Consider the following 21,597-nt stretch of genomic DNA (forward strand, 5'->3'; position numbering starts at 1 on the left):
GATTCGCGGTCATTCCGGCCCGCCACATCTGGTCAGGAACAAACTGAGGTTTCACTCCTGTTAGAGTCGGGGTCAGCCAATCATCCTACGATTGGATGAAACCACTGAGGAGGACTGAAACCAGCATGAGCGTGCTCACCCATCAGACCAGGGGCCGCACCGGTGGAACCACAGGCTCTCTCGCCTGGTTACTCGTGCTGGGAATCGTTCTCGCGGCGCTGAACCTGCGTACCGCCGTCACGAGCGTCGGACCGGTTCTCGACCAGATAACCTCCGGCCTCGGCATGACCGCCGTCGGAGCCGGGCTGCTCACCACGCTCCCCGTGCTCATCTTCGCCTCGGTCGGCGCACTGACGCCCGCGCTGGCCAGGCAGGTCGGAGAGCACCGTCTTCTGCTCCTCTCCCTCCTCGTCCTCGGCACCGGCCTGCTCATCCGCTCGATGGTGGGCTCGGCCGAGGTGTTCCTCTACAGCAGCGCGCTGGCGCTGTCGGGCGGCGCGGTGGGCAACGTGCTCATCCCCAGCCTGATCAAGCGTCACTTCCCCGGCCGGGCCGGGACCATGACCACCGTCTACACCACCGCCCTCGCGGTGGGCACGATGCTCGCGGCCGCCGCGACCGTGCCGATCCAACGGGCCACCGACGGCAACTGGCACGTTGCCCTGGGGGTGTGGGGGGCGCTCGCCGCCGTCGCCGCCATTCCGTGGCTTGCGCTTTCGCGCAGTGAGCCGGAGCGGCACGGCGCGAGCGGGGGAACAGGTGCCCGCGCCCTGCTCCGCAGCAGGCTGGCCTGGTCGGTCGCCGCCTATTTCGGCACCCAGAGCATGGTCGCCTACATCATGTTCGGCTTCCTGCCGAAGATGCTCACCGACGGCGGCTACACCACCGGGCAGGCGGGCCTGGTGCTGGGCGTCTTCACCGCGATCGGCATCCCGGTCTCGCTCGTCGTGCCCTCGATCGCGTCGAGGTTCTCCGACCAGAGGCCCGTGGTGGTCGCCTTCGTCGTCTTCTACACCGCGGGTTTCCTCGGCCTCTGGCTCGGGCCCTCCAGCCTGGCATGGGTCTTCGCGAGCCTGGTCGGCGTCGGCATGGGGTCGTTCCCGCTCGCGCTGACCATGCTCGCCATGCGTACCCGCACCTCCGAGGCGACGGCCGCGCTGTCGGCCTTCGGGCAGAGCACCGGATACCTCATCGCGGGCGCGGGGCCCCTGGTCGTCGGCGTCATGCACGAGTCGACCGGTGGTTGGACGCTGCCGTTCCTGCTGCTGCTCGTGGTGGTCGCCGTCCAGCTCATGGCCGGCTGGTACGCGGGCCGTCCGGGCTATCTGGAGGACGAGCGGGCCGTCGCGCGCTGACCTTGCGTGCCGGTACGGCCTGCGCCCCATCGGGGGCGGCGCAGGCCGTACCGGCATAATGGGGTGATGCCGATCACGGACTCGACGCGCGTCACCTACCCGGACGGACAGGTCAGGGGGCGTTCGGTCGTCGTCGCCACCGTGCCGGTCGCGGACGGGTACGGGACCGTCGTGGCCGAGACCCCTTTCCACCCGCTGGACCACACCTGGCCCGACCAGCCCGCCGACGCGGGGACGATCGGCGGGCGCGCGGTGACCGACTGCGTGACCGGGGCCGTGGAGGAGGGCGGGGAGACCGTCCATCTCGGCGCGGACATCCCGGTGCGCCGGGGCACCCCCGGCTGGCACTGGCTGGTCGTCCACGTCACCGCCGAACCCGTCGTGGGCGGCGGTGGCGGGCGCACAGGTGGCGGGTACACCGGGGTTGAGGGTGCCGGGGCCGACGGTGGTGGATCAGGTAGTGCCGGACTCGGCGGCGAGGTCGAGCTGGTGGTCGACGCCGCGAACCGCCGCGCGCTCTCGGCGGGGCACACCGCCTGCCACCTCGCCGCCCTCGCGCTCAACGCGGCGCTGGCCGGACGGTGGCGCAAGGAGGTGCCCGCCGACGGGCTGGGCCACCCCGACTTCGACCAGACCGCCATCACCTCCTCGCGGATCCTTCCCGGCGGCAGCCTCGACGTCTACCGGCTGGGCAAGTCGTTGCGCCGAAAGGGCTTCGTCACCGAAGGGCTGGCCGAGGAGCTCCCGGAGATCGCCCACCTGGTCGGCGACCGTCTCAAGGCGTGGATCGCGGCCGACGCCGCCGTCGGGATCGACAGCCCCGGCCCCGAGCTGACCGCCCGGCGCACCTGGCACTGCGCCTTGCCGGAGGCCGAGGTCTCCATCCCCTGCGGGGGTACGCACCTGTCGCGCACCTCCGAGCTCGGCGCGGTCGCCGTCACCCTGGACCTATCCGCCGACGGTTCCGAGCTGACCATGCGCACCGCCACCGGCCCGCACGGCGACGGTTCGTAGGGCGCGGGTTTCCTGAGGTCCGCCGGTTCGCCGCTCCGCCGGTCATCCGTACGCCGGATCGGCCGAGGGTCCCGACGGGCAGGGGCCCTCGTGAGAGGCGGGCGGCCGGTGAAGGGCCACGCGGTCACACGGCTACGCGGTCAGGCGCGGCTTTGAGCGGCCCGCTCCGGAGAGGGCACGCAGGGCGGCGTCCGCCGCGATCAGGGCGCTGTGCGAGGAGACCTCGCTGAGCAGGCCGGGAGCCGCCACCGCGTCGCCGGCCAGCCAGACGCCGTCCCCCCGGTCGATCGCGGGCCGGTCCCGCCAGGTGGCCCCCGGCAAGTCCAGGGCGCCGGTGCGGCCGTTGCACGTGGCCTCCCGCCGCCAGGTCGTCCGCTCCCGCCAGTCGGGAAGCCCGAGGTCGGCCACCCGCTCCACCCTGGTGATCGCCTCCGACCTCGTCTCGCCCGGCCTGACCGGCATCTGCAGCTGGCAGAGGGTGTGCCCGTCAGGGGCGAGCGAGGGATCCGGCAGGCTGTATCGCTCCATGAAGCCCCCCTCGTCGAGGTCGGAGACGAGGAAGAGGTCGCCGGCGCTGCCGCGGAGGCCGAGGTCGAGCAGGACGGCCCTGCCGCTCTCCCAGCGCAGCGACTCGTCGCCGAGCAGTGTCCTGGCGGCGTCCAGCGAGGTCGCCACGATCACGGGGGTGTCCTCGGGCAGGCGGTCCACCCGCGAGCCGGTCTCGATCCGCACGCCCAGGCCGCGCGCGTGGACGGCCATCCGGTCGATCACCCGCCCCCAGCCGCCGATGACGTAGCGCGGCGCCGGATACCTCGGCGCGGTCGCCCGCAGCACCCGCTCCCAGACGAACGCCGCCGACAGCCGCCCGGGGTCCGCGTCATAGGTGATCACGCCGACCAGTCCGGAGGCGGCCCGCATGCCCTCCTCGCCGAACCGGCGGGTGGCCCAGGTCCCGAAGGTCTCGTCCACCGGTGCCCGCAGGCGCCGCCTGGTGAGTGCCTTCAGCAGCGACCGGGGTGGCGTGCCCGACAGCCGGCCGCCGTGGCGGAACCTGCTCCTGGCGAGCATGCCCGGTGTGAGCCTGGCGTACGGCCGCACCAGCCCCCTGGCCGCCAGCCAGCGCCACGGCCGGCCGTCGGAGTAGAAGACGTGGGTGCCCTCGTTGGCGACGTACGGCGCGGCGGTGCTGCGGGCCCGGCCGCCCGGCTCCCGGTGGGCCTCGTGGAGGGTGACCCGCGCGCCGCCCTCGGCGCACGCGATGGCCGCTGTGAGGCCGGCGAGCCCACCGCCGACGATGGTGATGTCGTTGCCGCCGCTGATGTCCCGCGTCTCTCGTGTCATGCCCGTACGACGGATCGGTGGACGCCGTTCGTGACATCATCACCGGGTTCTCGCCGGGGGTGATATCAGAGACGGGAGAGCTTCTCCGGATTCGCCACCAGGAAGATGGTCCTGATCAGCCCGTCCTCGACGAGCAGCGAGAACACCGTGATCGGCCGCCCGCCCGCGGTCACCACCAGGGCGGGCCCGCCGTTCACCTCCGCGATCTCCGCGCCGAAGCCGGAGACCGGTTCGGCGCCGATGCTCTCCATGAAGGCCCGCAGACGGTCCACGGACGCGATCGAGGACAGGAAACGCGCCACCCTGGCCGCGCCCGTGATGACCCGCAGCGGGGCCTTTGCCCTGCCTCCGCCATCGCTGATCAGCGACGCGTCCTCGGCGAGGATCGCGGTCAGCGCCCCCAGGTCCCCGCCCACGGCCGCCTCGGCGAACCGCTCGGTGAGCCTGCGCCGCAGCCCCCGGTCCACCTCGAACCTCGGCCTGCCCTCCTGGACGTGCTCCCTGCCGCGCCTGGCGAGCTGCCGGGTCGCCGCCTCGCTGCGGTCGATCATCTCGCCGATCTCCGCGTACGGCATGCCGAACGCCTCCCGCAGCACGAACACCGCGCGCTCCAGCGGGGAGAGGGTCTCCAGCACCACGAGCAGCGCCAGCTCCACCGAGTCGGCCATCTCGGCGTGCTCGGCCACGTCCGGGGTGACGATCAGCTCCGGCAGCCACGACCCGACGTAGGCCTCACGCTGCGCCTTCACCCGCCGCAGCCGGTCGATCGAGAGCCGCGTCACCACCCTGACCAGGTATGCCCGATCGTCCTCCACCCGGGAGACGTCCACCCCCGACCAGCGCAGCCACGCCTCCTGGACGACGTCCTCGGCGTCGGTCACGCTTCCCAGGATCCGGTAGGCGACGCCGGTCAGCAGGTCGCGGTGCTCTTCGAAACGCTCAACGGCCATAGGGACATAGACGTATCACGGATGCCCTGATGTGACATGACCTGGTAAACAACTGTTTACAGCAATCCTCTACCATGCGAGGGCGGAAGCCGGCGGTGGCCGGCAGCGAAGGAGCGAGCAGTGACGGGAACGATCCTCGCCGAACCGGGCGCCCAGCGGCAGGGCAGGCATCTCTGGCTGACCCTGGTGGCGCTCTCCACGGCCGGGATGGTCGTGTCCGTCCAGCAGACCGTGGTCATCCCGCTGCTGCCCCGGCTGATGACCACCTTCGGCGTGTCGGTGGCCGAGGTCACCTGGGTCTTCACCGCCTCGCTGCTCGCCGCCGCGGTGGCCACGCCGCTGCTGTCACGCCTCGGCGACATGTACGGCAAGAAGCGGATGATCCTGTTCACCGTCGGCCTGCTCGTCCTGGGCTCGGTCGTCTGCGCCCTGTCCGGCTCCCTTCCCGTGCTGATCGCCGGGCGGGCGCTGCAGGGCGCGTCGGCCGCGCTGATCCCGCTGGCCATCGGCATGATCAAGGACAGCTTCCCGCCCGCCAGGGTCATGACGGCCATCGGGGTGGTCAGCGCCACCATGGGCGTCGGCGGCAGCCTCGGCATGATCGTCACCGGCCTGATCGCCGACCGAACCCCCAGCCACCACCCGGTCTTCTGGATCACCGCGGGACTCGGCGTGGCCGCGGTCGTCCTCATCGCGCTCAGCGCCCACGACAGCGGTACCGGCGCCGGAGGCCGCCCCGACCTCGTCGGCGCGGCGCTGCTGTCCGTCTGGCTCGTCTGCCTGCTGCTGGCGATCTCCAAGGGCAACGACTGGGGCTGGGGCTCGGGGACCGTCGCCGGGTTGTTCGCGGGCGCGGTCCTGTTCTGCGCCGCGTGGGTCTTCAGCCAGATGCGGCTGCGGGCGCCGATGATACGGCTGCACCTGCTCGTCGGCCGCCGGTCCCTGCCGGCCAACCTGGCCTCGATGCTCCTCGGCTTCGCCATGTTCGGCTCCTTCACCCTGATCTCCAGCTTCATCCAGACGCCCCCGTCCGCCGGGTACGGCTTCGGCGGGTCGGTCCTCGACGTCGGCCTCTACGCCCTGCCCAGCACCGTGACCATGCTGCTCGCCTCCTTCACGGCGGGCCGTCTCTCCACCCGGCTCGGCCCCGCCTACTCCCTCGCCCTCGGCGCGGGCCTGTGCGCGGCCGGATTCGGCTGGTTCACCTTCTTCAACGACTCGGTGCTCCATCTGATCGGCTCCAACGCCGTGCAGGGTCTGGGGTTCGGCATCGGCTACGCCGCGCTGGGGGCGCTCGCCGTGCAGCACGTGCCCATGGACCAGAGCGGCATCGCCAGCGGCATCAACTCCCTGGTCCGCTCCATCGGCGGCAGCGTCTCCGGTGCCGCGACCTCGGCCCTCCTCACCTCGATCACCATCGCCGGCACCTCCGTTCCCTCCCGCGACGCGTACGTGATCTCCTTCGGCATCATCACCGCGAGCGCCGTGGGCTCCGCGGCCGTCGCGCTCGTCACCGGAATGATGGCGCGAGAGGTGTCCCGGGTCGGTTAGGATTTCATCTGCATCGCAAGGGGCTATGGCGCAGCTGGTAGCGCGCCTCCATGGCATGGAGGAGGTCTGGGGTTCGAATCCCCATAGCTCCACTTCGGTGACTGGGGTCCGCTGTTCGCAGGTAGAAAGCCTGCTTCCGGCGGGCCCCTTCGTCGTTCACATGGGGGGACGACCCCCCGAGCCCCCCGGTGCGAGGGCTTCGCCCCCGCGCCCCCTTTTCTCGCTTCGCTCGGGGGCGCCTCGTGGGCTGGGCGGTTTCAGAATCTTGCCTGGAGTGCGGATCCAATCCGCCGGGCTCGTGGGCAACAAAACCGCTGGCCGGCGCTCCTGATGTCTGGAAGCGATCCGGGCGGGGGTGAGCGGAAACCACGGACGAGGGGCCGGGTCAGTCGTCGGAGGCGACGATGACGGTCAGGGAGTCGTCGTTCCGGTTGATCAGGACGAGTTCGTGGAACTCGCCGAGGATCCATCCCAGGTCGTCGTCGCGGGCCGCCTCGTCGAGGTCGCGGAGGCGGTAGCGGGAGGTGGCCGCGCGGATCAGCGGATAGACCTCCGCCTCCAGGTCGCGGGCGACCGTCTCGGGGAGGTCGGCGTACCTGCCGGCCCAGGTGCGGATCGTGGCGCGGGCGGTCTCCTCGTCGACCTCCTCGAACGAGGCGGCGGAGAGCGCGTCGAGGCGGTAGGGTCCGTGCACCGCCTCGCCCTCCTTCTCGGGGTCGGAGCCCAGATAGTCGTCCCGGTACAGCTGGTGGGTGAGCAGCGAGGTGAGCAGCGGTTCGTCGTCCTGCCAGGCGGTGACGCGGAAGTGCTTCACGTCCACCCAGCGGTAGGTCCTGTCCTTGAAGGTGACCAGGGTGGTCGAGGCGAACGCCAGTTGCTCCATGGGTGTGACGATAGTGACTTCCCGGATCTGTTGATCACCGATTGGCCGAACGAATGAGCGTCCGGAAACGGGAGAAAGGCGGCACGAGCTGGGCGCGTGCGGTGGCGGGCGCGCGTTCCCCGGCCGAGGGGGCGACGTTTGTCGCTCCGAGGTGGGGGCAGCCGTTGACGTATCCGACGCGGTGCTGTTGAACGTACCCGACGCGGTGCTACAGGAGGTCAGATGCTGCCCCGCAAGCAGAAGGTCGGCACGGTCGCGGTGATCGCCCACCAGAAGAAGACATTCGGCGGAGGGCTGGACGAGCTGCGCAGGCTCCTCGCCGACGAGGGTGTCGGCGAGCTGCTCTGGTACGAGGTGCCCAAGAGCAAGAAGGCGCCGAAGAAGGCGAAGAAGGCACTGAAGGAAGGGGCCGACCTGGTCCTGGTGTGGGGTGGCGACGGCATGGTTCAGCGTTGCGTGGACGCGCTCGCGGGCTCCGGCGTCACGGTCGGCATCCTCCCCGCGGGGACGGCCAACCTCTTCGCGCAGAATCTGGGCATTCCCGAGGACCTGCCCAAGGCCGTGCACATCGCCTTCCACGGCGAGAGCAGGAAGCTGGATCTCGGGAAGGTCAACGGGGAGCACTTCGCCGTCATGGCCGGGGTCGGCTTCGACGCGGCGATGATCGAGGACGCCGACCGTGGGCTGAAGGACCGCCTGGGGCGCGCGGCGTACGTCTGGACGGGACTGCGTCACGTCCGGGGGGAGCTCGTGCGGATGGAGGTCAAGATCGACGGCGTGACGTGGTTCGAGGGCGAGGCGAGCTGCCTGCTGCTGGGCAACGTCGGTACCATCACCGGCGGCATCGAGGCGTTCGACGACGCCCGTCCCGACGACGGATGGCTGGAGATCGGTGTGACCACGGCGACGGGGCCGATCCAGTGGGCCCGCGTGCTCGGAAGGATGAGCGTGGGGCGGTCCGACGAGTCGCCGTTCGTCCGGATGTCCCGGGCGCGCAAGGTGACCGCCACGTTCGGCAGTCCCATGACCTACGAACTGGACGGCGGCGCCAAGGGCACCGTCACCGAGCTCAAGGCCAAGGTCGTGCCCGGCGGCATCACCATCCGCGTCCCCGAGTCCACCGACTTCGACCGGTCGTGATCGCGGGTCGCCGCTCCACCGGGCCTCCGGACACCGGTTCCGGCCGGCTGTGACCCACGGACACCGGTTCCGGCCGGTCGTGATCGCGGGTCGCCGCGCACGGCCGGTGCGCGGAGTCCGGGTACCGCCGTCGGCCCCATTCTGAAAACTCCCTTTCAGTCGGTATTCATGACAAATGTAGATTCAGTATGGTTTATCGACTAATTTCGCTTAGTGGAAAAGAGCGGGGCGATGACCGGTAATCGCTGGACGGAGGCCGACGTCCCCGGCCGGTCGGGGCCGTACGGGTTACGCGGCCATTCCGTCCGGGTCCGTGCCGGCTCCGCCCCGCACGACGCCGCCGTCCGGGCCCGTTCGCGGGTGGAGGCCGAGCGGCCGACGGGGACCGTGTACGGGCTGTGATCGAGCTGAGGGTGTCGGTCGAGATAGCCCGTCCCGCGGCCGAGATATGGCGGATCGTCGCCGACTTCGGTCAGGACCCCCGGTGGCGGGCGGGCGTGACCACGATGGCGCCCGACCCGCCGGGACTGGTCGTGCCGGGCACCACCACCGACGAGGTCATGTATTTCGCCGGACGTGCCTACTACATCAGCGGTCTGGTGACCTCGGTGGTGCCCGGGAGGGAGTTCGCCTGGCGCGGGACGTCGGGGATCGACGTCGAGGGCGGCAGGTCGGTCGTTCCCCTGGACGACGACCGGTGCCAGGTGACCATGTGGTTCGGGGTCAAGCTCCCGGGCCTGCTGCGCCTGCGCGCCCCCCTTCTCGAACGCATGCTCAGGCGCAGGCTCCAGCAGAACGTCCGCCGCCTCGGCGACCTGGTCACCACGGGCGCGTGACGTCGTCCACGGGTGGCGACCGTCCCGCCCGGCCGCCGTTCGTGATGTCGTTTCATCAGTGACCGCCGTCCGCGGTCATCGCGGTGACCGTGTTCGGGTGGCCGCGGCCTGCGGTGATCGCGTTCGGGTGGCCGCCGTTCGTGGTGACCGTGTTCGGGTGGCTGCGGCTCGCGGCGTGGTCGTCCGTATGGTCGGCCGCGGTGTCGTCACGCCCGCGTGACCGTCATCTGCAGTTCGGTCACCCAGTTGTCGTAGTCGCCCTCGGGGCAGTCGATGGAGACCTCCCTGGCCAGCCCGACACCGCGGTAGCCGTGCTCGTCGATCCAGTGCGCCAGTGTCTGGAACGTCGGGCCCACCTCCTCCATCGAACCGCGGTGGATGATCGTGGCGGCCCGCTCGATCTCCGGCAGGTCCACGATCGCGAAGTCGTGGTCGCCGCCCGTCTCCGCCGAGACCTCCAGCCCTGCGTGCACGGTCACCCGGCCGTCGGCCTCGGGCTCGTAGCGGGCGATGCCGTATCCGGCGACCTTCACTCCGGCGGCGTCGACACGCCGGCACAGCTCGGCGAAGAGCGGCTGGATGACGGGGCCGATGTCCTCGCCCTCGTAGCTGGCCGCGACGGCGGTGAGCTCCGCTACGCGTGTCGAGGGGATCGGCTTGAGGAGAACCTCTTCGGGGTGCATGTGACCTTCCTTGGCGATTGTCGTGAGCCGTACTTCCACTCGGAGGAGCCGGGCCGTGTCCGCGGCGATCCGCTCCTCCAGCTCGGCGCGGCGCAGCCGCAGCATCCCGTACAGCTCCGCGGCGTCGACCCGCTCGTCCAGGATCGAACCGATCTGGCGCAGGGTGAGGCCGAGGTCCTTCAGGGCGATGACGCGGTTGAGCCGCGACAGCTGGTCGGCCCGGTAGAAGCGGTGTCCGCTGCCCGGGTCGACATGGGCGGGCCGGAGCAGGCCGATCGCGTCGTAGTGGCGCAGCATGCGCACCGACACCTGGCCGAGCTGGGAGAACTCTCCGATACTGAACATGGTGCTCTCAGGTATAGGGGCTGACACGGTGTCAGCCGCAACCCCCCGGACCCCGTCTCGGCCGGGCCGTCTCGCGTCCGGGATGAGCGTGCCCCGAGTCCCCCCGGACCTCGCGGGCCCCGCCCCCGCAGGGTCGCGCTCCCGCGAGCCGGCGGAGGCGGGGCCCGCGCCCGGCGATAACCGGTTGTCCGGCGGCGCCGTGCCGGACAAGCATGGCGGCCATGTCACTGCGCTTTCACGAGATCGCCGAGGGCGGTCATCGCATCCTCAACCCGTTCACCCACGACAAGCTGGCGCTGCTCGGCGAGGTCGCCAGGCTCCGGCCGGGAGCGCGCCTGCTCGACCTGTGCTGCGGCAAGGCGGAGATGCTCTGCCAGTGGTCGCTCGGCCACGGGATCGAAGGGGTCGGCGTCGACATCAGCGACGTCTTCCTCGACGCGGCGCGCGCCAGGGCCGAGGAACTCGGGGTGGCCGGCCGCGTCCGCCTGGAGAAGGGCGACGCCGGGGCCTACCGGGCGGAGGCGGGGGCGTTCGACGTCGTGTCCTGCCTCGGCGCGACCTGGATCGGCGGCGGGCTGGAGGGAACGGTCAAGCTGATGCTCCCCGCGCTGAAGAACGACGGGATCCTCCTCGTCGGTGAGCCGTTCTGGAACTCCGAGCCGCCCACCGGGGCGTACGAGTCGTTCGGCTTCGGCCCGGACGACTTCACCTCGCTGGCGGGGACGTTCGACCGGTTCGAGGCGGCGGGGGTCGAGGTGCTGGAGATGGTCCTCGCCGACCAGGACAGCTGGGACCGCTACGTGGCGAGCCAGTGGTGGACGCTCAGCGACTGGCTGCGCGACAACCCCGACGACCCCGAGGTCGGCGAGGTGCGCGACTTCCTGGAGCGCGCGCGTCGTTCGCACGTCGAGTACGGCAGGCGATACCTCGGCTGGGGGGTCTTCGTGGCGCGTCGGCGTTGACGGCTACTGGCGGGTAGGAATAAGTTTCCGGATACCGACCGGTCGGTTGTCGGCCTCGCCCGGCGCGAGGTCGAAGATCAGGGCCACCGGCCGGTACGACCCGCTTCGTTGACTTCCCGGAGGCGTGATGACCGACGTTCGGCTTGCCCGTCAATCCTGGCGCCGCCTGGAGCCCGTCCACGGGATGATCTATTTCGTGCCCGAGGCCACCGAGCGCTACGCCGCGCTCGGCCTCGACAGCCGCGCGGGTTACTTCGCCTCCCGCGCCGCGGCCTTCGGCACCGCCTCCGCCGAGCTGGTCATCGCGACCTTCTACAACTTCCACCCCGCCCTCGTACGGCGTGCGCTCCCCGCCGCGTGGCAGGTCACGACTCCGGAGAAGCTGCTCGAGGCCCGTCTCGAAGCCGCCGGAGCGGCCCTGCGCCGGGCCGGGATCCACGAGATCGACACCCTCGCCGAGACGGTGGAACTCGCCGCCCGCGCCGCGGAGCGGGCGTGCGAGCATCCCCAGGGGCGCCCGCTGTTCGCCGCGCACGCCGCGCTGCCCTGGCCCTCCGAGCCGCTTCTGCGGCTCTGGCACGCCCAGACGCTGCTTCGCGAGTTCCGGGGGGACGGGCACGTCGCGACCCTGCTGACCGAGGACGTCGGCCCGCTGGACGCGCTGGTCCTGCACGCCGCGACCGGCCACGTCCCCACGGTGTTCCTCAAGTACAGCCGCGACTGGCCCGAGGAGGAGTGGACCGCGGCCGAGGAGAGGCTGCGCGGGCGCGGCCTGCTGGCCGGTGACGGGCTCACCGAGGAGGGCGCGGCGCTCAGGCAGCGGATCGAGGACCGCACCGACGAGCTGGCGCTGCCCGCGTACGCCGCGCTCTCCGACGACGAGCTTGCCCGCCTGGCCGAGCTGGCGCGTGCCTTCGGCCGGGCCGTGGTGGACAACGGCCTGCTCACCCTCTCCGGCTGAGCCCGCCTCGCGGGGCTGTCCGGCTCAGTTTCTCGCGGAAGGGTCGCCGACCTGGCCGATGAACAGCGGGGTCAGCGTCGGCCGGTGGACGATCGCGAAAGCGAACGGATGGTCGGCGCGGACCTCGGCCTCCGGCGGGGCCGGTGCCGACACGGCGAAGGCGAGACCGGTGACGGCGGCGGCCTCGGTACCCCACTCGTCCACGGTGATGTTGGCGCGGTGGATCGCCTGTTCGAGGAAGACTCCATCGGTGATCCCCGAGTAGTCGGTCTCCCGTAGCCCCAGTTTCGCGAGCGACTCCGCCAGGTCCAGGCTCGCGGAGAAGTCCCATCGGGGCATGGCGAGCCGCACCGGACGCTCCCCGAGCCCGGTGGCCACCTCCGCCATCACGGCGGGGGAGAGCAGGTCGCCGGGGGAGCCGCCCGCTCGCGGCACGAGGACCCACATGGCCAGCTCGTCTCCGGCGTAGCGCAGCTCCACGGCCTGCCAGCCGGATCCCGCCGCGTACGGGAGGAAGTCGTCGCGGCGCATCAGGGCCGTGCGTGTCGTCGTGCCGTCCGCGCGGGTGAAGGTGGCGCCCTCCTCCGGTGGGTCGGTGAACGGCGTCGTCCAGTCGGCCTTGAGGTAGACGGCGTTGGCGATGACCAGCTTGGTCTTCGCGGGCAGGTTGTCGAACACCTTCTTGATCCGCCCGGCGGTCCGCTCCTCGGCCCAGGCGTCGATGACCTCCGTGGCGTTCCCGGCGAAGTCCACCTGGCGCACGCCCGTGCCGTACTGCGCCGCGAGCGTACGCAGGAACTCGGGCTTGACGCTCAGCCCCTTCTGGGTGAACAACTCGTTGGCGATGCCCACGACCGGTGGCTCGGGGGTGCGCTCCTGGGCGTCCCGTTCCGCGTCCGGTTCGGTGAGGGGAGGCGGGTCGTCGGTGGTGGCGATCTGCCGGGTGAGCGCGTTGAGGGAGGTGTGCGGCCCGCCGGAGGGGAAGCCGAAGACCTCGTCGAGTTCGGTGGCGGTGTCTCCGGCGGCTCCCGCCCTCGCCATGCCGAAGGCGTAACCGATGCTCAGGGGCGACAGGACGGTGTTGGCCCCGGGTTTCGCGGTCGCGGTGAACAGGGCGTGTCCGAAGGAGGTCAGACCGCGCACGGTCTCCGCGACCGGCGGGTTCTTGGGGACCTCCCTTTTCACCCCCTTCGCGGTGATCGCGCTGGACTCGGTCATGGCACACGCCGAGAGGGCGGCGACGGCCAGCAGGGCGGGTAACAGTCGGCGCATGCTCCTGAAACGTACGCCGCCGCCGGGCGGTTCACGCGGCTCGCGCGCCGGTCGGTTCGCGTGCCGGGCGGCATCAGGTGAGCGCGGCGAAGGCGCCCGCCCCGATGAGGGCGACGGCCCAGGCGAGGTCGAGATTGAACCACGCCTTACGGAGCACCGCCACGTCCAGCCGCTCGTAGACGACCAGGGCCAGAACGGTGGTCATCACCAGCATGGACATCGTGTGCACCCCGGTCGCCAGCAGGCTCTGCGAGGCGAGCGCGGCGGCGTCGTGTCCTTCGTGGCCCCCGTGCCCGCCGTGCCCGCTGTGTCCGCCGCTTCCGTCGTGCAGGGTGACCGGGAGCACCATCAGCCCGGCTCCGTGGGCGGTGGCCATCAGGAACGACCACCCGGCCAGCTGCCACTTCGTCACCTTCATGCCGACCCAGCGGGGATGGCGCCGCCTCAGCAACCGCCAGAGGCCGAACCCGCACACCACGGCGGCCACGCCGTACGAGACCGCTTTCGGCGGGGCGGCCAGCCGGGCCGCCGACACCAGCCCGAGTGTGATCAGCACCGAGCCCGCGTGACCGAGCACGATGGGCGGCAGCGCGCGCAGCACCCCGTCGCGCGAGCGTTCCTGCAGCCCGAGCGCGACCGCGAAGAGCCAGCCCATGGCCGGGTTCAGGCCGTGGAAGGCGCCGAGCCCGGCCAGGATGAGCAGCGACGTCAGATCCATCGGGGGCGCCTCGCGGAGAGCGGGAGGACGGCGGCGCCCGGCGGGAGGACGGCGAGGTTCGGCGGGAGGGCGGCGAGGTCCGGCGGGAAGGTGGCCGGGATCATGGGAAGCAGTAGGAGTCGGAGGAGGAGTCGCCGCCCTGCAGGCGTATCTGGTGCGCGCGGCGGCCGTCGGAGGCGAAGTCGACGAAGAAGCCCGGATCGAGGGCGATCGAACCGTCGTCGGCGATGTCCACCTTCGCCATCCAGCTGGAGATGCCGTCGGGGTAGAAGACGTCGTCCCAGGAGCGGTAGAGCGAGTTGGTGAAATAGACCCGCCGTCCGTCCCTGCTGGCCTCGACCATCTGCGGCCCCCCGTTCAGCGCCCGGCCCGGAGCCGCCGGGTGGGCATCGCGCCCGGCGATCCCGCCGAGCCGGACGGAGCCGGTCTCACGCGGCGCGAACGGGTCGGAGACGTCGTACGCCTTGAGCTCGCCGGTGCCCCAGGCGGAGACGAGCAGGATCCGGTCGTCGAGGGTCAGCGAGATGTCGCTCACCAGCGGCGGCACCGCCCCGAACTGCTTGAGCGGCTCGGGCAGCAGGTCGGGGTCGGCGGGCTCGGCCGGGATCGTGATCGTCTTGCGGGCCTTCCAGACGCCGTTGTCCAGGTACCAGGTGAAGATGTTGGCCGACAGGTCCTCGACGTTGATCACCGTGTTGACGAAGCCGTAGGTCTTGGTCGGGTCGTGGGCGGGCCGGAGCTCCAGGGCCATCTGGTGCTGGTCGCCCAGGTCGATCTCCTGGAGGTGCCTGCGCTTGGCCAGGTCCCAGACGTGCAGCTTGTGACCGTACTGCCGGCCGACCAGAAGCTCCAGCGAGGGGCCGGGCTCGATCTGGTTGGGCGTCCCCCACTCGCTGGAGATCATCGTGTCGTGCCCGAGGTGCCACCAGAAGTCGTAGTGCAGCTTCTGCGACCCCCGGTCGGCCTCCCAGCGGCCCTTGGGCTCGAAGGTGTCGTGGTCGAGCGTGAACACACCGCCGGGCGCGTCGCCGTCCACGTTGCCGAGCGCGCTGACGTAGATGGCGTCGGTGCCGCAGTGGACGGTGTGCGGGCGGCTGTATCCGGTCTTCTCGAAGATCGTCTCTGGCTCGATCGTCTTGACGAGCTTGGGGCGCCAGGGGTCGTCCTTGACGTCGAAAATGTAGATCCTGCTGGACCTCAGGCCCGGAAGGACCAGGTAGCGCCGCTCCACGTGCGGATGCGGCGCGTACGGGCACAGGGCGGCGCTGCACACGTTCCAGCCGAAGTGGTGGAGCTCGTCGCCGGGGACGGACATGTCGTGCACGTTGGAGATCGACCCGTCCGACAGGTCGATCGTGGCGAGCCCGTCGGGCCGGTCGTCGCCGGTCGTGGCCAGCAGCGCGACGTAAGCGAGCTCCTCCTTTGGGGCCGCCATGGCCTCGCGGGCCGACGGGTAGAAAGTGGGATCGGGCTGGACAAGCGCCACGGTGCACTCCTGAACTCGTAGCCGGAACGGGTACCCAACTAATCTTGTAGGAAAACTGTCTGTTGTCCAGAGGTCGTATTGCGTAACCGGTGCGGGCGGGGGTGCCCGGCTGCCCGGGTCCTCCCGGTTCGCGGGCCGGTGAACGCGGGAGACGTCCCGCGTGGTCGCGAGATCCTCCGGTGGAGGCGCTCGGCGGAGGGTTCGAGAGGTTTTCGGTAGAGGTTTTCGCGAATGGCTGCGAACAGAGTTTGAAACAGGGTTTGAAGCGGAGTTTAAAGCAGCGTTTGAAAAAGGGTTTCGAACAGGTGGAGAGGTGCGGGGCGTGACGCCCCGCACCTCTCCATGTTTCAGTTGACGGCCACCTGCCCCGCACGGCCGTTCCCGATTTTCACTTTCCTGGTCCTAGGGACCTTCGGAGTGAACCGCCGGGCCGGGACACGTCAATCGACCTGTTTCCATTTTCCGTGAGGCCCTTGAAAGACCTCAGCAGACTCTCACAGCCGTGCAGACGGTCGTAGGAGCCAGGAAGAGCGGTGCTGCCCTGATAATCGGTGCCCTGACAATGTGGGCACTGACGACCGGGTAACCGGCGACCGGGTAACGGGCGACCGGGTAACCGGCGACCGGGGTACCGGTTGGCGACGATGCGGGAGATCCGGGAGGTCCAGGCGGGCCTTGCGGTCCAATCGGACCCTGAGGTCCAACGGGCCCCTGGGGTCCAACGGGTCCTGCTGGTCCCTCAGGTCCTGCGGGTCCGGTGGGTCCTGCTGGTCCTTCGGGTCCGGGTGCGCCATCGGCGCCTGCGGGTCCTGCTGGTCCTTCCGGTCCTGCGGGTCCGGCTGGTCCTTCGGGTCCGGGTGCGCCGTCGGCGCCTGTGGGCCCTGCTGGTCCTTCCGGTCCCTCGGGTCCTGCTGGCCCCTCGGGTCCCTCAGGTCCTTCCGGTCCTGCGGGTCCTGCTGGTCCTTCGGGTCCGGGTGCGCCGTCAGCGCCTGCGGGTCCTGCTGGTCCCTCAGGTCCTGCTGGTCCTTCCGGTCCTGCGGGTCCGGTGGGTCCGGCTGGTCCTTCGGGTCCGGGTGCGCCATCGGCGCCTGCGGGTCCGGCTGGTCCTTCGGGTCCGGGTGCGCCGTCAGCGCCTGCGGGTCCGGCTGGTCCCTCAGGTCCTGCTGGTCCTTCCGGTCCTGCGGGTCCTGCTGGTCCCTCGGGTCCGGGTGCGCCATCGGCGCCGGCTGGTCCTGCTGGTCCTTCCGGTCCTGCCGGTCCCTCGGGTCCCTCAGGTCCTGCCGGTCCGGGTGCGCCATCGGCGCCTGCGGGTCCTGCTGGTCCTTCGGGTCCGGGTGCGCCGTCAGCGCCTGCGGGTCCGGCTGGTCCTTCGGGTCCGGGTGCGCCATCGGCGCCTGCGGGTCCGGCTGGTCCCTCAGGTCCTGCTGGTCCTTCCGGTCCTGCGGGTCCTGCTGGTCCTTCGGGTCCGGGTGCGCCATCGGCGCCTGCGGGTCCTGCTGGTCCTTCCGGTCCTGCGGGTCCTGCTGGTCCCTCGGGTCCGGGTGCGCCATCGGCGCCGGCTGGTCCTGCTGGTCCTTCCGGTCCTGCCGGTCCCTCGGGTCCCTCAGGTCCTGCCGGTCCGGGTGCGCCATCGGCGCCTGCGGGTCCTGCTGGTCCTTCCGGTCCTGCTGGTCCTTCCGGTCCTGCGGGTCCTGCTGGTCCCTCGGGTCCGGGTGCGCCGTCAGCGCCTGCGGGTCCTGCTGGTCCCTCAGGTCCTGCTGGTCCTTCCGGTCCTGCGGGTCCTGCTGGTCCCTCGGGTCCGGGTGCGCCGTCAGCGCCTGCGGGTCCGGCTGGTCCCTCAGGTCCTGCCGGTCCTTCCGGTCCTGCTGGCCCCTCAGGTCCTGCTGGCCCCTCAGGTCCTGCCGGTCCCTCGGGTCCCTCAGGTCCTGCCGGTCCGGGTGCGCCGTCCTCGCCTGCGGGTCCTGCCGGTCCTGTAGGTCCTGTGGGGCCCTCGGGGCCTCTGGGGCCCACCGGACCCCTGGGGCCCGGAGGACCTGCCGGGCCCTGGATTCCGTCAGGGATCCGGCAGAGGAAACTCGGCAGACCCAGCCACCTGCACAGCGGGAGGTAGACCGCATCGCTCGCGGTCGGCTGCAGTCCTCGCTGGATGATCGCTCCGGTGCTTATGACGTCCCTGGTGCGGATCACAGTGGGCAGGGCAACGAAGTTCGTGCAAATGCTGGAAAGCAGCACAGGGCAGGGGTCGCCCTGCACGTTTCCGGTGGGTCGGATTTCGTCGTGGTGGGCCTGTGCCGATATCTGAAGTCGCGAATCGGCTGAAACTGGGACAGGGGAGTGCAAGAGAAGGACGGCCCCGGCGAGCGCGCCGCCCGCAAGGGTCCGTTTCATGAAAGTAGACACGTGCGTTGTCTCTCCCCTCCTATTGAGAGAAAACTCCGTACGGCCATTCTTGGTGCGCCCGGGGGATAGGCCGGAGAAGTGTGACTCGAATCAGGAATGGAAGCTTGATGGAGGGTGCGCGTTTCTTTGCACTCCACGCATTTGAGTATCTATATAAAACCTTAATGCCACCCCTTTCCTGATTATTCGGATAAGTGGATCGAGATAAGATAAGACGTAAATTAGGCTAAGGAGATGTTTCGCACTAAGATTCCGTTACCGGATTCGGCTCCCGGGTTCGGTGCTCAGGTCCGTGCGAGCTCGCGTGGCCGGGCGGTGCCGGGGCGCGGAAGGTCAGCCGGTGTGCCGAGGTGGTGGTGCGCCTCGCCCGGGTGAATTCGAAGGCGAGCGCGAGACGGTGGGGTGCGTGTCCCGCCGCCCCGTCGACGCCCTGACCACTGCGGTCTTCGGCATCGCCCGCGCCTGCTGACGTCATCCGGCCAGGCGACGGGCGTACGCGGTGGGAGACACGCCGATGACGGCGGTGAAGTCGCGGGTGAAGTGGGACTGGTCGCTGTAGCCCAGATCGGCGGCCAGCCGTGACCAGTCGGTGGCGGGCCCGGCCCTCTCGGCGGCCTCGTGGACGCGGTAGCGGCGGATCACCCACTTGGGGGAGACGCCGACGTAGTCGCTGAACAGCCGCTGCAGGTGCCGGACGCTCAGCCCGTGCCGGGCGGCCAGTTCGCCGACGCGGACGACGGCCGGGTCGTCGAGCACGCTCGCGACGAGGTCCGCCGCCCGTTCGGCGACGGGGTCGCGGGCGGGGAGCCGTGCGAGCAGGAATTCCTCCAGCGCCCGCAGTGCCTCCTCGTCGGAGGCGGCCAGGACGGCCGGGGTGACCGTGTCGGCGTCCTGGCCGAAGATCCGGGAGGCCGGAGTGAGGAGATCGGTGATCGTGGAGAGCGGGGCGCCGAGGAAGGGACGGAATCCGGCCGGGCGGAAGCGGCTGCCGACCACGACCCCGGTGCCGGTCAGGACCTCCAGGTAGTCACCGGTGATGACCCCGGCCACGTGGGAGCCGCGCTCGTGGAAGACCAGGTTCACCGACGGATGGGACACGATCCGCTGCTCGTACGGTTCGTCCAGCTCCCAGCGGACGATCCAGTGATGCTCGACGAAGGGGGCCAGGGCCGGGTGGCACGCGTGGCGCCCGTAGCGGAACCTGGCCGCCCCGAAGTTCAGGATGCCCCGGGTGTCGTCGGCGGGCGCACCCGTCAAGACGGGATGGGGATGTGGACCCTCGGCAGGCCCTCCGGCTCCTTGCCCGGATACTCGCCACCCAGCATGGTGGCCACGGTGTAGAGGTGCCAGGCCTGGTTGGGCTTCTTCAGGACGGGCTCGGCGAACAGCTTGCGGACCTCGTCGGGCCTGACGATGGGCGCCAGCAGGTCCAGGCGGCCGAGGACGTGGTCGCGCATCAGGCCGGTCAGCTCCGCGCCGGGGCTGGTCCGCCAGTTCCAGCCGCCCCCGCCGGTCTTCGGCGCCGTCAGCACCTGAGGCCTGCGCTGCCACGGGTAGTAGCGCTTCCCGGCGGTGAACCGCCACGGCTTGCCCTCGATCGGGATGTCCCTGAGCGACGGGGCCAGGACGCCGAGCAACTCGTAGATGACCTCCTCCGACAGCCGCCAGGTCTGGTCGAGGCCCAGCGCGGCGCGGACCACCCGGTTGTCGAGGAACGGCCAGATCTGGTCGCCCCTGCGCAGCGAGCCCGCCCGTGCCCCCGCGTGCCAGCGGCCGACCTTGTAGGAGATGTACATGTGGTCGAGCGCCTCCAGCGGCGCCCGCTCCAGCCAGGGCCCGGCCAGCTCGCGGGCGTGCTCGTTGGCCTCCTCGGTGAACAGCGCCGGGTCCCGCAGGAAGGTCACGTCCACCCGGCGACGCAGCGCCTTCTCGCTCAGGTCGGTCTGGAGCAGCAGCAGGCCCCCGGCTCGCAGGATCTCCCCGCTCTGCCCCGACATGGTCGGCCTGGCGCTGTAGGGGAGGTAGCCGACGATCGACTCGTACGCCGACGTCATGCCCTCGCAGGCGCGCAGCGTCTCGTAGGCCCGCGCGAGAGGGTGCTCGACGACGATCGCGTCCTTCTTCTCGGCGCGGGACGGGGGGATGACGGTGTGCTCGACGCGGAGCGCGCGGGCGATCCGACCCGCGATGATCACGTCGGGGTGGGTGTCCAGGCCGTTGGTGGTCGCGCGCAGCGGGATACCGGCCGCGTGCAGCACCGCGGCGATCAGGCGGCTGTCCCTGCCGCCGGTGAGGGCCAGGTTCACCGGTTCCCCGGCCGCGCGCAGCGGCTCCACCGTGGCCAGCAGCGCCTCCGCCAGCTCCCCGACGAGTAGTTTCTTCCTCCTGCGCGATTCGGGCGCGGGCACGGCCGCGGGGAGCGGGGTCGTGGTGATCGTACGGTGGCCGCCCCTGACGGTCACCGACGAGGACGGCGGCAACGCGCTCACCCCGCGGTAGGGCGTCTCGTCCGACAGGAAGTATCCCTGCCTGACCATCGACTGCAGCGCGAGCACGTCCCACTCGACCCGCTCGCCGCCGCCCGCGAGGTGGACCAGCAGCGCCCGGCTGCCGATCACGTGCACGTCGGGGGTCTCGGCGTAGTAGACCGGGCAGACCCTGTGGATCGCGGTGGCGGCCGACAGCTCGTCCTCCGTCGCCCGGAACGCCGAGAAGCACCCGCCGACCGCCTCGGTGTCCAGGGTCGGCATGGCCGCGAGCCGGTTCACATCGCCCGGCGCGGCCAGGTAGCCGTTCACCCCGGTCACCCGGTCGTGCCCGGTCTCCAGCAGGGGAGGCTGCCGGGAGTCGTCCGGCTCGTTGGTCCAGGCGAACATGGTGATGCCGGGACGGTGCCACTCCCGGGATCTGATGACCTCGGGCGGTACGGGGAACGCGCTGTCGATGGCGCCCCTGACGGTGTGCAGCATCGCCTCCGGTATACCGGCTCCCGGTTGTTTGGCCGCGAGGCCGAGATACACGCGCATGGTGCAGGATCATATGTCGCGTTTTTTCAAGACAGCTGTGAGTCCGGCTCGACAGCATGGCCGCCATGAACGAGATGCTGTCACGCACCGTCGCCGGTACGGCGGCCGTCGCCCGCGGTGTCCGCGACGACCAGCTGGACCTGCCCACCCCCTGCGACGGCTTCGACGTACGGGAGCTGCTCGGCCACCTGGCCTGGACGGCCGCGATGTTCGAGGCGCTGGCCCGCCGCGAGCAGCCGCCGCCGCAGGACGCCGATCACGCCCCCTTCGCGGACCGGGCCGCCGCGATGCTCGCCGCCTGGTCCGAACCCGGGGTGACCGAGGGGACCAGCCCCACCATGGGGATGCCCATGGCCGCGGTGCTCCAGATGGTGCTGGGCGACACGGCGATCCACGGCTGGGACCTGGCCAGGGCCACCGGCCAGGACTACACGGTGGACGCCGCGACCGGCGAGGCCGTGGCCGCCTTCGTCGAGGGTATGGCGCCGCGGGGACGGCTGATGGGGGTGTTCGGGGAGGAGGTGGCCGTGGCGGAGGACGCCTCGCCGTTCGAGCGGGCGCTCGGGCTCAGCGGGCGGGACCCGGCCTGGAAACCCTGATCACGCGCCGAACACGGTTTGCGCTCGCTTGGGTCAAGCTCCCGGCGGGAGGGAGGAAGCCTTCGTCGTAGGGGA

The 21,597-nt window shown here is 70.9% G+C and carries 19 protein-coding genes and 1 tRNA gene; 11 read left to right on the forward strand and 9 right to left on the reverse strand.

Annotated features, from left to right (window positions below):
• Nucleotides 1-125 precede the first annotated feature (125 nt).
• Nucleotides 126-1,355, forward strand: coding sequence for a CynX/NimT family MFS transporter (locus tag ACSDR0_RS22655; protein ID WP_435290866.1), 1,230 nt, complete (start codon nucleotides 126-128; stop codon nucleotides 1,353-1,355).
• A 66-nt stretch (nucleotides 1,356-1,421) separates the two neighbouring features.
• Complete coding sequence (locus ACSDR0_RS22660; RefSeq protein WP_435290867.1) at nucleotides 1,422-2,369, forward strand: metal-dependent hydrolase; 948 nt, start codon at nucleotides 1,422-1,424, stop codon at nucleotides 2,367-2,369.
• 132 nt (nucleotides 2,370-2,501) lie between these two features.
• Here the strand turns inward: ACSDR0_RS22660 and ACSDR0_RS22665 are convergent, their stop codons facing one another.
• Together ACSDR0_RS22665 and sigJ are read right to left on the reverse strand one after the other, a co-directional pair.
• Nucleotides 2,502-3,710, reverse strand: coding sequence for a phytoene desaturase family protein (locus tag ACSDR0_RS22665; protein WP_435290868.1), 1,209 nt, complete (start codon nucleotides 3,708-3,710; stop codon nucleotides 2,502-2,504).
• 65 nt (nucleotides 3,711-3,775) lie between these two features.
• A complete protein-coding gene (gene sigJ, locus ACSDR0_RS22670; protein WP_435290869.1) occupies nucleotides 3,776-4,660 on the reverse strand; it encodes an RNA polymerase sigma factor SigJ in 885 nt (294 codons plus the stop codon).
• A gap of 120 nt (nucleotides 4,661-4,780) precedes the next feature.
• On the opposite strand from sigJ, the gene ACSDR0_RS22675 reads away from it, so the two are divergent.
• A complete protein-coding gene (locus tag ACSDR0_RS22675; RefSeq protein WP_435290870.1) occupies nucleotides 4,781-6,211 on the forward strand; it encodes an MFS transporter in 1,431 nt (476 codons plus the stop codon).
• A gap of 19 nt (nucleotides 6,212-6,230) precedes the next feature.
• A tRNA-Ala gene (locus ACSDR0_RS22680) sits at nucleotides 6,231-6,303 on the forward strand.
• Between the two features lie 293 nt (nucleotides 6,304-6,596).
• Here ACSDR0_RS22680 and ACSDR0_RS22685 read toward each other — a convergent pair.
• Nucleotides 6,597-7,094 carry a hypothetical protein gene (locus tag ACSDR0_RS22685; protein WP_435290871.1) on the reverse strand — a complete coding sequence of 166 codons (498 nt, stop codon included), beginning with the start codon at nucleotides 7,092-7,094 and terminating at the stop codon, nucleotides 6,597-6,599.
• Between the two features lie 222 nt (nucleotides 7,095-7,316).
• Here ACSDR0_RS22685 and ACSDR0_RS22690 point away from each other — a divergent pair, with 222 nt between their 5' ends.
• The 3 genes from ACSDR0_RS22690 (at nucleotide 7,317) to ACSDR0_RS22700 (ending at nucleotide 9,070) form a co-directional block, all read left to right on the forward strand.
• The gene (locus ACSDR0_RS22690) at nucleotides 7,317-8,234 is read left to right on the forward strand and encodes a diacylglycerol/lipid kinase family protein (protein WP_435290872.1); all 918 of its coding nucleotides are present in this window, start codon (nucleotides 7,317-7,319) and stop codon (nucleotides 8,232-8,234) included.
• 231 nt (nucleotides 8,235-8,465) lie between these two features.
• Entirely contained in the window at nucleotides 8,466-8,636 is a 171-nt protein-coding gene (locus ACSDR0_RS22695; protein WP_435290873.1) for a hypothetical protein, read from the forward strand.
• Nucleotides 8,633-9,070, forward strand: a complete 438-nt coding sequence (locus tag ACSDR0_RS22700) for an SRPBCC family protein (protein WP_435290874.1) — start codon at nucleotides 8,633-8,635, stop codon at nucleotides 9,068-9,070. The genes ACSDR0_RS22695 and ACSDR0_RS22700 overlap by 4 nt, the downstream gene beginning before the upstream one ends.
• 206 nt (nucleotides 9,071-9,276) lie before the next feature.
• Here the strand turns inward: ACSDR0_RS22700 and ACSDR0_RS22705 are convergent, their stop codons facing one another.
• Nucleotides 9,277-10,098 carry a MerR family transcriptional regulator gene (locus ACSDR0_RS22705; RefSeq protein ID WP_435290875.1) on the reverse strand — a complete coding sequence of 274 codons (822 nt, stop codon included), beginning with the start codon at nucleotides 10,096-10,098 and terminating at the stop codon, nucleotides 9,277-9,279.
• A 221-nt stretch (nucleotides 10,099-10,319) separates the two neighbouring features.
• Between ACSDR0_RS22705 and ACSDR0_RS22710 the strand changes: the two genes are divergently transcribed.
• Together ACSDR0_RS22710 and ACSDR0_RS22715 are read left to right on the forward strand one after the other, a co-directional pair.
• Nucleotides 10,320-11,060: an SAM-dependent methyltransferase gene (locus ACSDR0_RS22710; RefSeq protein ID WP_435290876.1), complete on the forward strand. Its 741-nt coding sequence runs from the start codon at nucleotides 10,320-10,322 to the stop codon at nucleotides 11,058-11,060.
• Nucleotides 11,061-11,187: 127 nt separating this feature from the next.
• Nucleotides 11,188-12,021 carry an SCO6745 family protein gene (locus ACSDR0_RS22715; RefSeq protein ID WP_435290877.1) on the forward strand — a complete coding sequence of 278 codons (834 nt, stop codon included), beginning with the start codon at nucleotides 11,188-11,190 and terminating at the stop codon, nucleotides 12,019-12,021.
• Between the two features lie 24 nt (nucleotides 12,022-12,045).
• On the opposite strand, the gene ACSDR0_RS22720 is transcribed toward ACSDR0_RS22715, so the two are convergent.
• The 3 genes from ACSDR0_RS22720 to ACSDR0_RS22730 all read right to left on the reverse strand — a co-directional run bounded on the left by ACSDR0_RS22720 (nucleotide 12,046) and on the right by ACSDR0_RS22730 (nucleotide 15,497).
• The gene (locus ACSDR0_RS22720; RefSeq protein WP_435290878.1) at nucleotides 12,046-13,293 is read right to left on the reverse strand and encodes a serpin family protein; all 1,248 of its coding nucleotides are present in this window, start codon (nucleotides 13,291-13,293) and stop codon (nucleotides 12,046-12,048) included.
• A 73-nt stretch (nucleotides 13,294-13,366) separates the two neighbouring features.
• A complete protein-coding gene (locus ACSDR0_RS22725) occupies nucleotides 13,367-14,011 on the reverse strand; it encodes a hypothetical protein (protein ID WP_435290879.1) in 645 nt (214 codons plus the stop codon).
• A 100-nt stretch (nucleotides 14,012-14,111) separates the two neighbouring features.
• Nucleotides 14,112-15,497 (reverse strand): selenium-binding protein SBP56-related protein, encoded by a 1,386-nt coding sequence (locus ACSDR0_RS22730; RefSeq protein WP_435290880.1) that lies wholly within the window; start codon nucleotides 15,495-15,497, stop codon nucleotides 14,112-14,114.
• Between the two features lie 785 nt (nucleotides 15,498-16,282).
• Here ACSDR0_RS22730 and ACSDR0_RS22735 point away from each other — a divergent pair.
• Complete coding sequence (locus ACSDR0_RS22735) at nucleotides 16,283-17,473, forward strand: hypothetical protein (RefSeq protein ID WP_435290881.1); 1,191 nt, start codon at nucleotides 16,283-16,285, stop codon at nucleotides 17,471-17,473.
• 895 nt (nucleotides 17,474-18,368) lie between these two features.
• Here the strand turns inward: ACSDR0_RS22735 and ACSDR0_RS22740 are convergent.
• Both ACSDR0_RS22740 and ACSDR0_RS22745 read right to left on the reverse strand, forming a co-directional pair.
• Nucleotides 18,369-19,154 (reverse strand): AraC family transcriptional regulator, encoded by a 786-nt coding sequence (locus tag ACSDR0_RS22740; RefSeq protein WP_435290882.1) that lies wholly within the window; start codon nucleotides 19,152-19,154, stop codon nucleotides 18,369-18,371.
• Nucleotides 19,151-20,923 (reverse strand): asparagine synthase-related protein, encoded by a 1,773-nt coding sequence (locus tag ACSDR0_RS22745; RefSeq protein ID WP_435290883.1) that lies wholly within the window; start codon nucleotides 20,921-20,923, stop codon nucleotides 19,151-19,153. Before ACSDR0_RS22745 ends, ACSDR0_RS22740 begins: the two co-directional genes overlap by 4 nt.
• Nucleotides 20,924-20,988: 65 nt before the next feature.
• On the opposite strand from ACSDR0_RS22745, the gene ACSDR0_RS22750 reads away from it, so the two are divergent.
• Complete coding sequence (locus ACSDR0_RS22750; protein WP_435290884.1) at nucleotides 20,989-21,522, forward strand: TIGR03086 family metal-binding protein; 534 nt, start codon at nucleotides 20,989-20,991, stop codon at nucleotides 21,520-21,522.
• Nucleotides 21,523-21,597: the final 75 nt, after the last annotated feature.

The organism is Streptosporangium sp. G11 (assembly GCF_051192615.1).
In the GTDB taxonomy this organism is placed as follows: Bacteria; Actinomycetota; Actinomycetes; order Streptosporangiales; family Streptosporangiaceae; genus Streptosporangium.

Bases quoted from the DNA above. Each gene is read 5' to 3' on its own strand.
- ACSDR0_RS22655 (WP_435290866.1), top strand. From the start codon at position 126: ATGAGCGTGCTCACCCATCAGACCAGGGGCCGCACCGGTGGAACCACA.
- ACSDR0_RS22660 (WP_435290867.1), top strand. From the start codon at position 1,422: ATGCCGATCACGGACTCGACGCGCGTCACCTACCCGGACGGACAGGTC.
- ACSDR0_RS22665 (WP_435290868.1), bottom strand. From the start codon at position 3,710: ATGACACGAGAGACGCGGGACATCAGCGGCGGCAACGACATCACCATC.
- sigJ (WP_435290869.1), bottom strand. From the start codon at position 4,660: ATGGCCGTTGAGCGTTTCGAAGAGCACCGCGACCTGCTGACCGGCGTC.
- ACSDR0_RS22685 (WP_435290871.1), bottom strand. From the start codon at position 7,094: ATGGAGCAACTGGCGTTCGCCTCGACCACCCTGGTCACCTTCAAGGAC.
- ACSDR0_RS22690 (WP_435290872.1), top strand. From the start codon at position 7,317: ATGCTGCCCCGCAAGCAGAAGGTCGGCACGGTCGCGGTGATCGCCCAC.
- ACSDR0_RS22695 (WP_435290873.1), top strand. From the start codon at position 8,466: ATGACCGGTAATCGCTGGACGGAGGCCGACGTCCCCGGCCGGTCGGGG.
- ACSDR0_RS22705 (WP_435290875.1), bottom strand. From the start codon at position 10,098: ATGTTCAGTATCGGAGAGTTCTCCCAGCTCGGCCAGGTGTCGGTGCGC.
- ACSDR0_RS22710 (WP_435290876.1), top strand. From the start codon at position 10,320: ATGTCACTGCGCTTTCACGAGATCGCCGAGGGCGGTCATCGCATCCTC.
- ACSDR0_RS22715 (WP_435290877.1), top strand. From the start codon at position 11,188: ATGACCGACGTTCGGCTTGCCCGTCAATCCTGGCGCCGCCTGGAGCCC.
- ACSDR0_RS22720 (WP_435290878.1), bottom strand. From the start codon at position 13,293: ATGCGCCGACTGTTACCCGCCCTGCTGGCCGTCGCCGCCCTCTCGGCG.
- ACSDR0_RS22725 (WP_435290879.1), bottom strand. From the start codon at position 14,011: ATGGATCTGACGTCGCTGCTCATCCTGGCCGGGCTCGGCGCCTTCCAC.
- ACSDR0_RS22745 (WP_435290883.1), bottom strand. From the start codon at position 20,923: ATGCGCGTGTATCTCGGCCTCGCGGCCAAACAACCGGGAGCCGGTATA.
- ACSDR0_RS22750 (WP_435290884.1), top strand. From the start codon at position 20,989: ATGAACGAGATGCTGTCACGCACCGTCGCCGGTACGGCGGCCGTCGCC.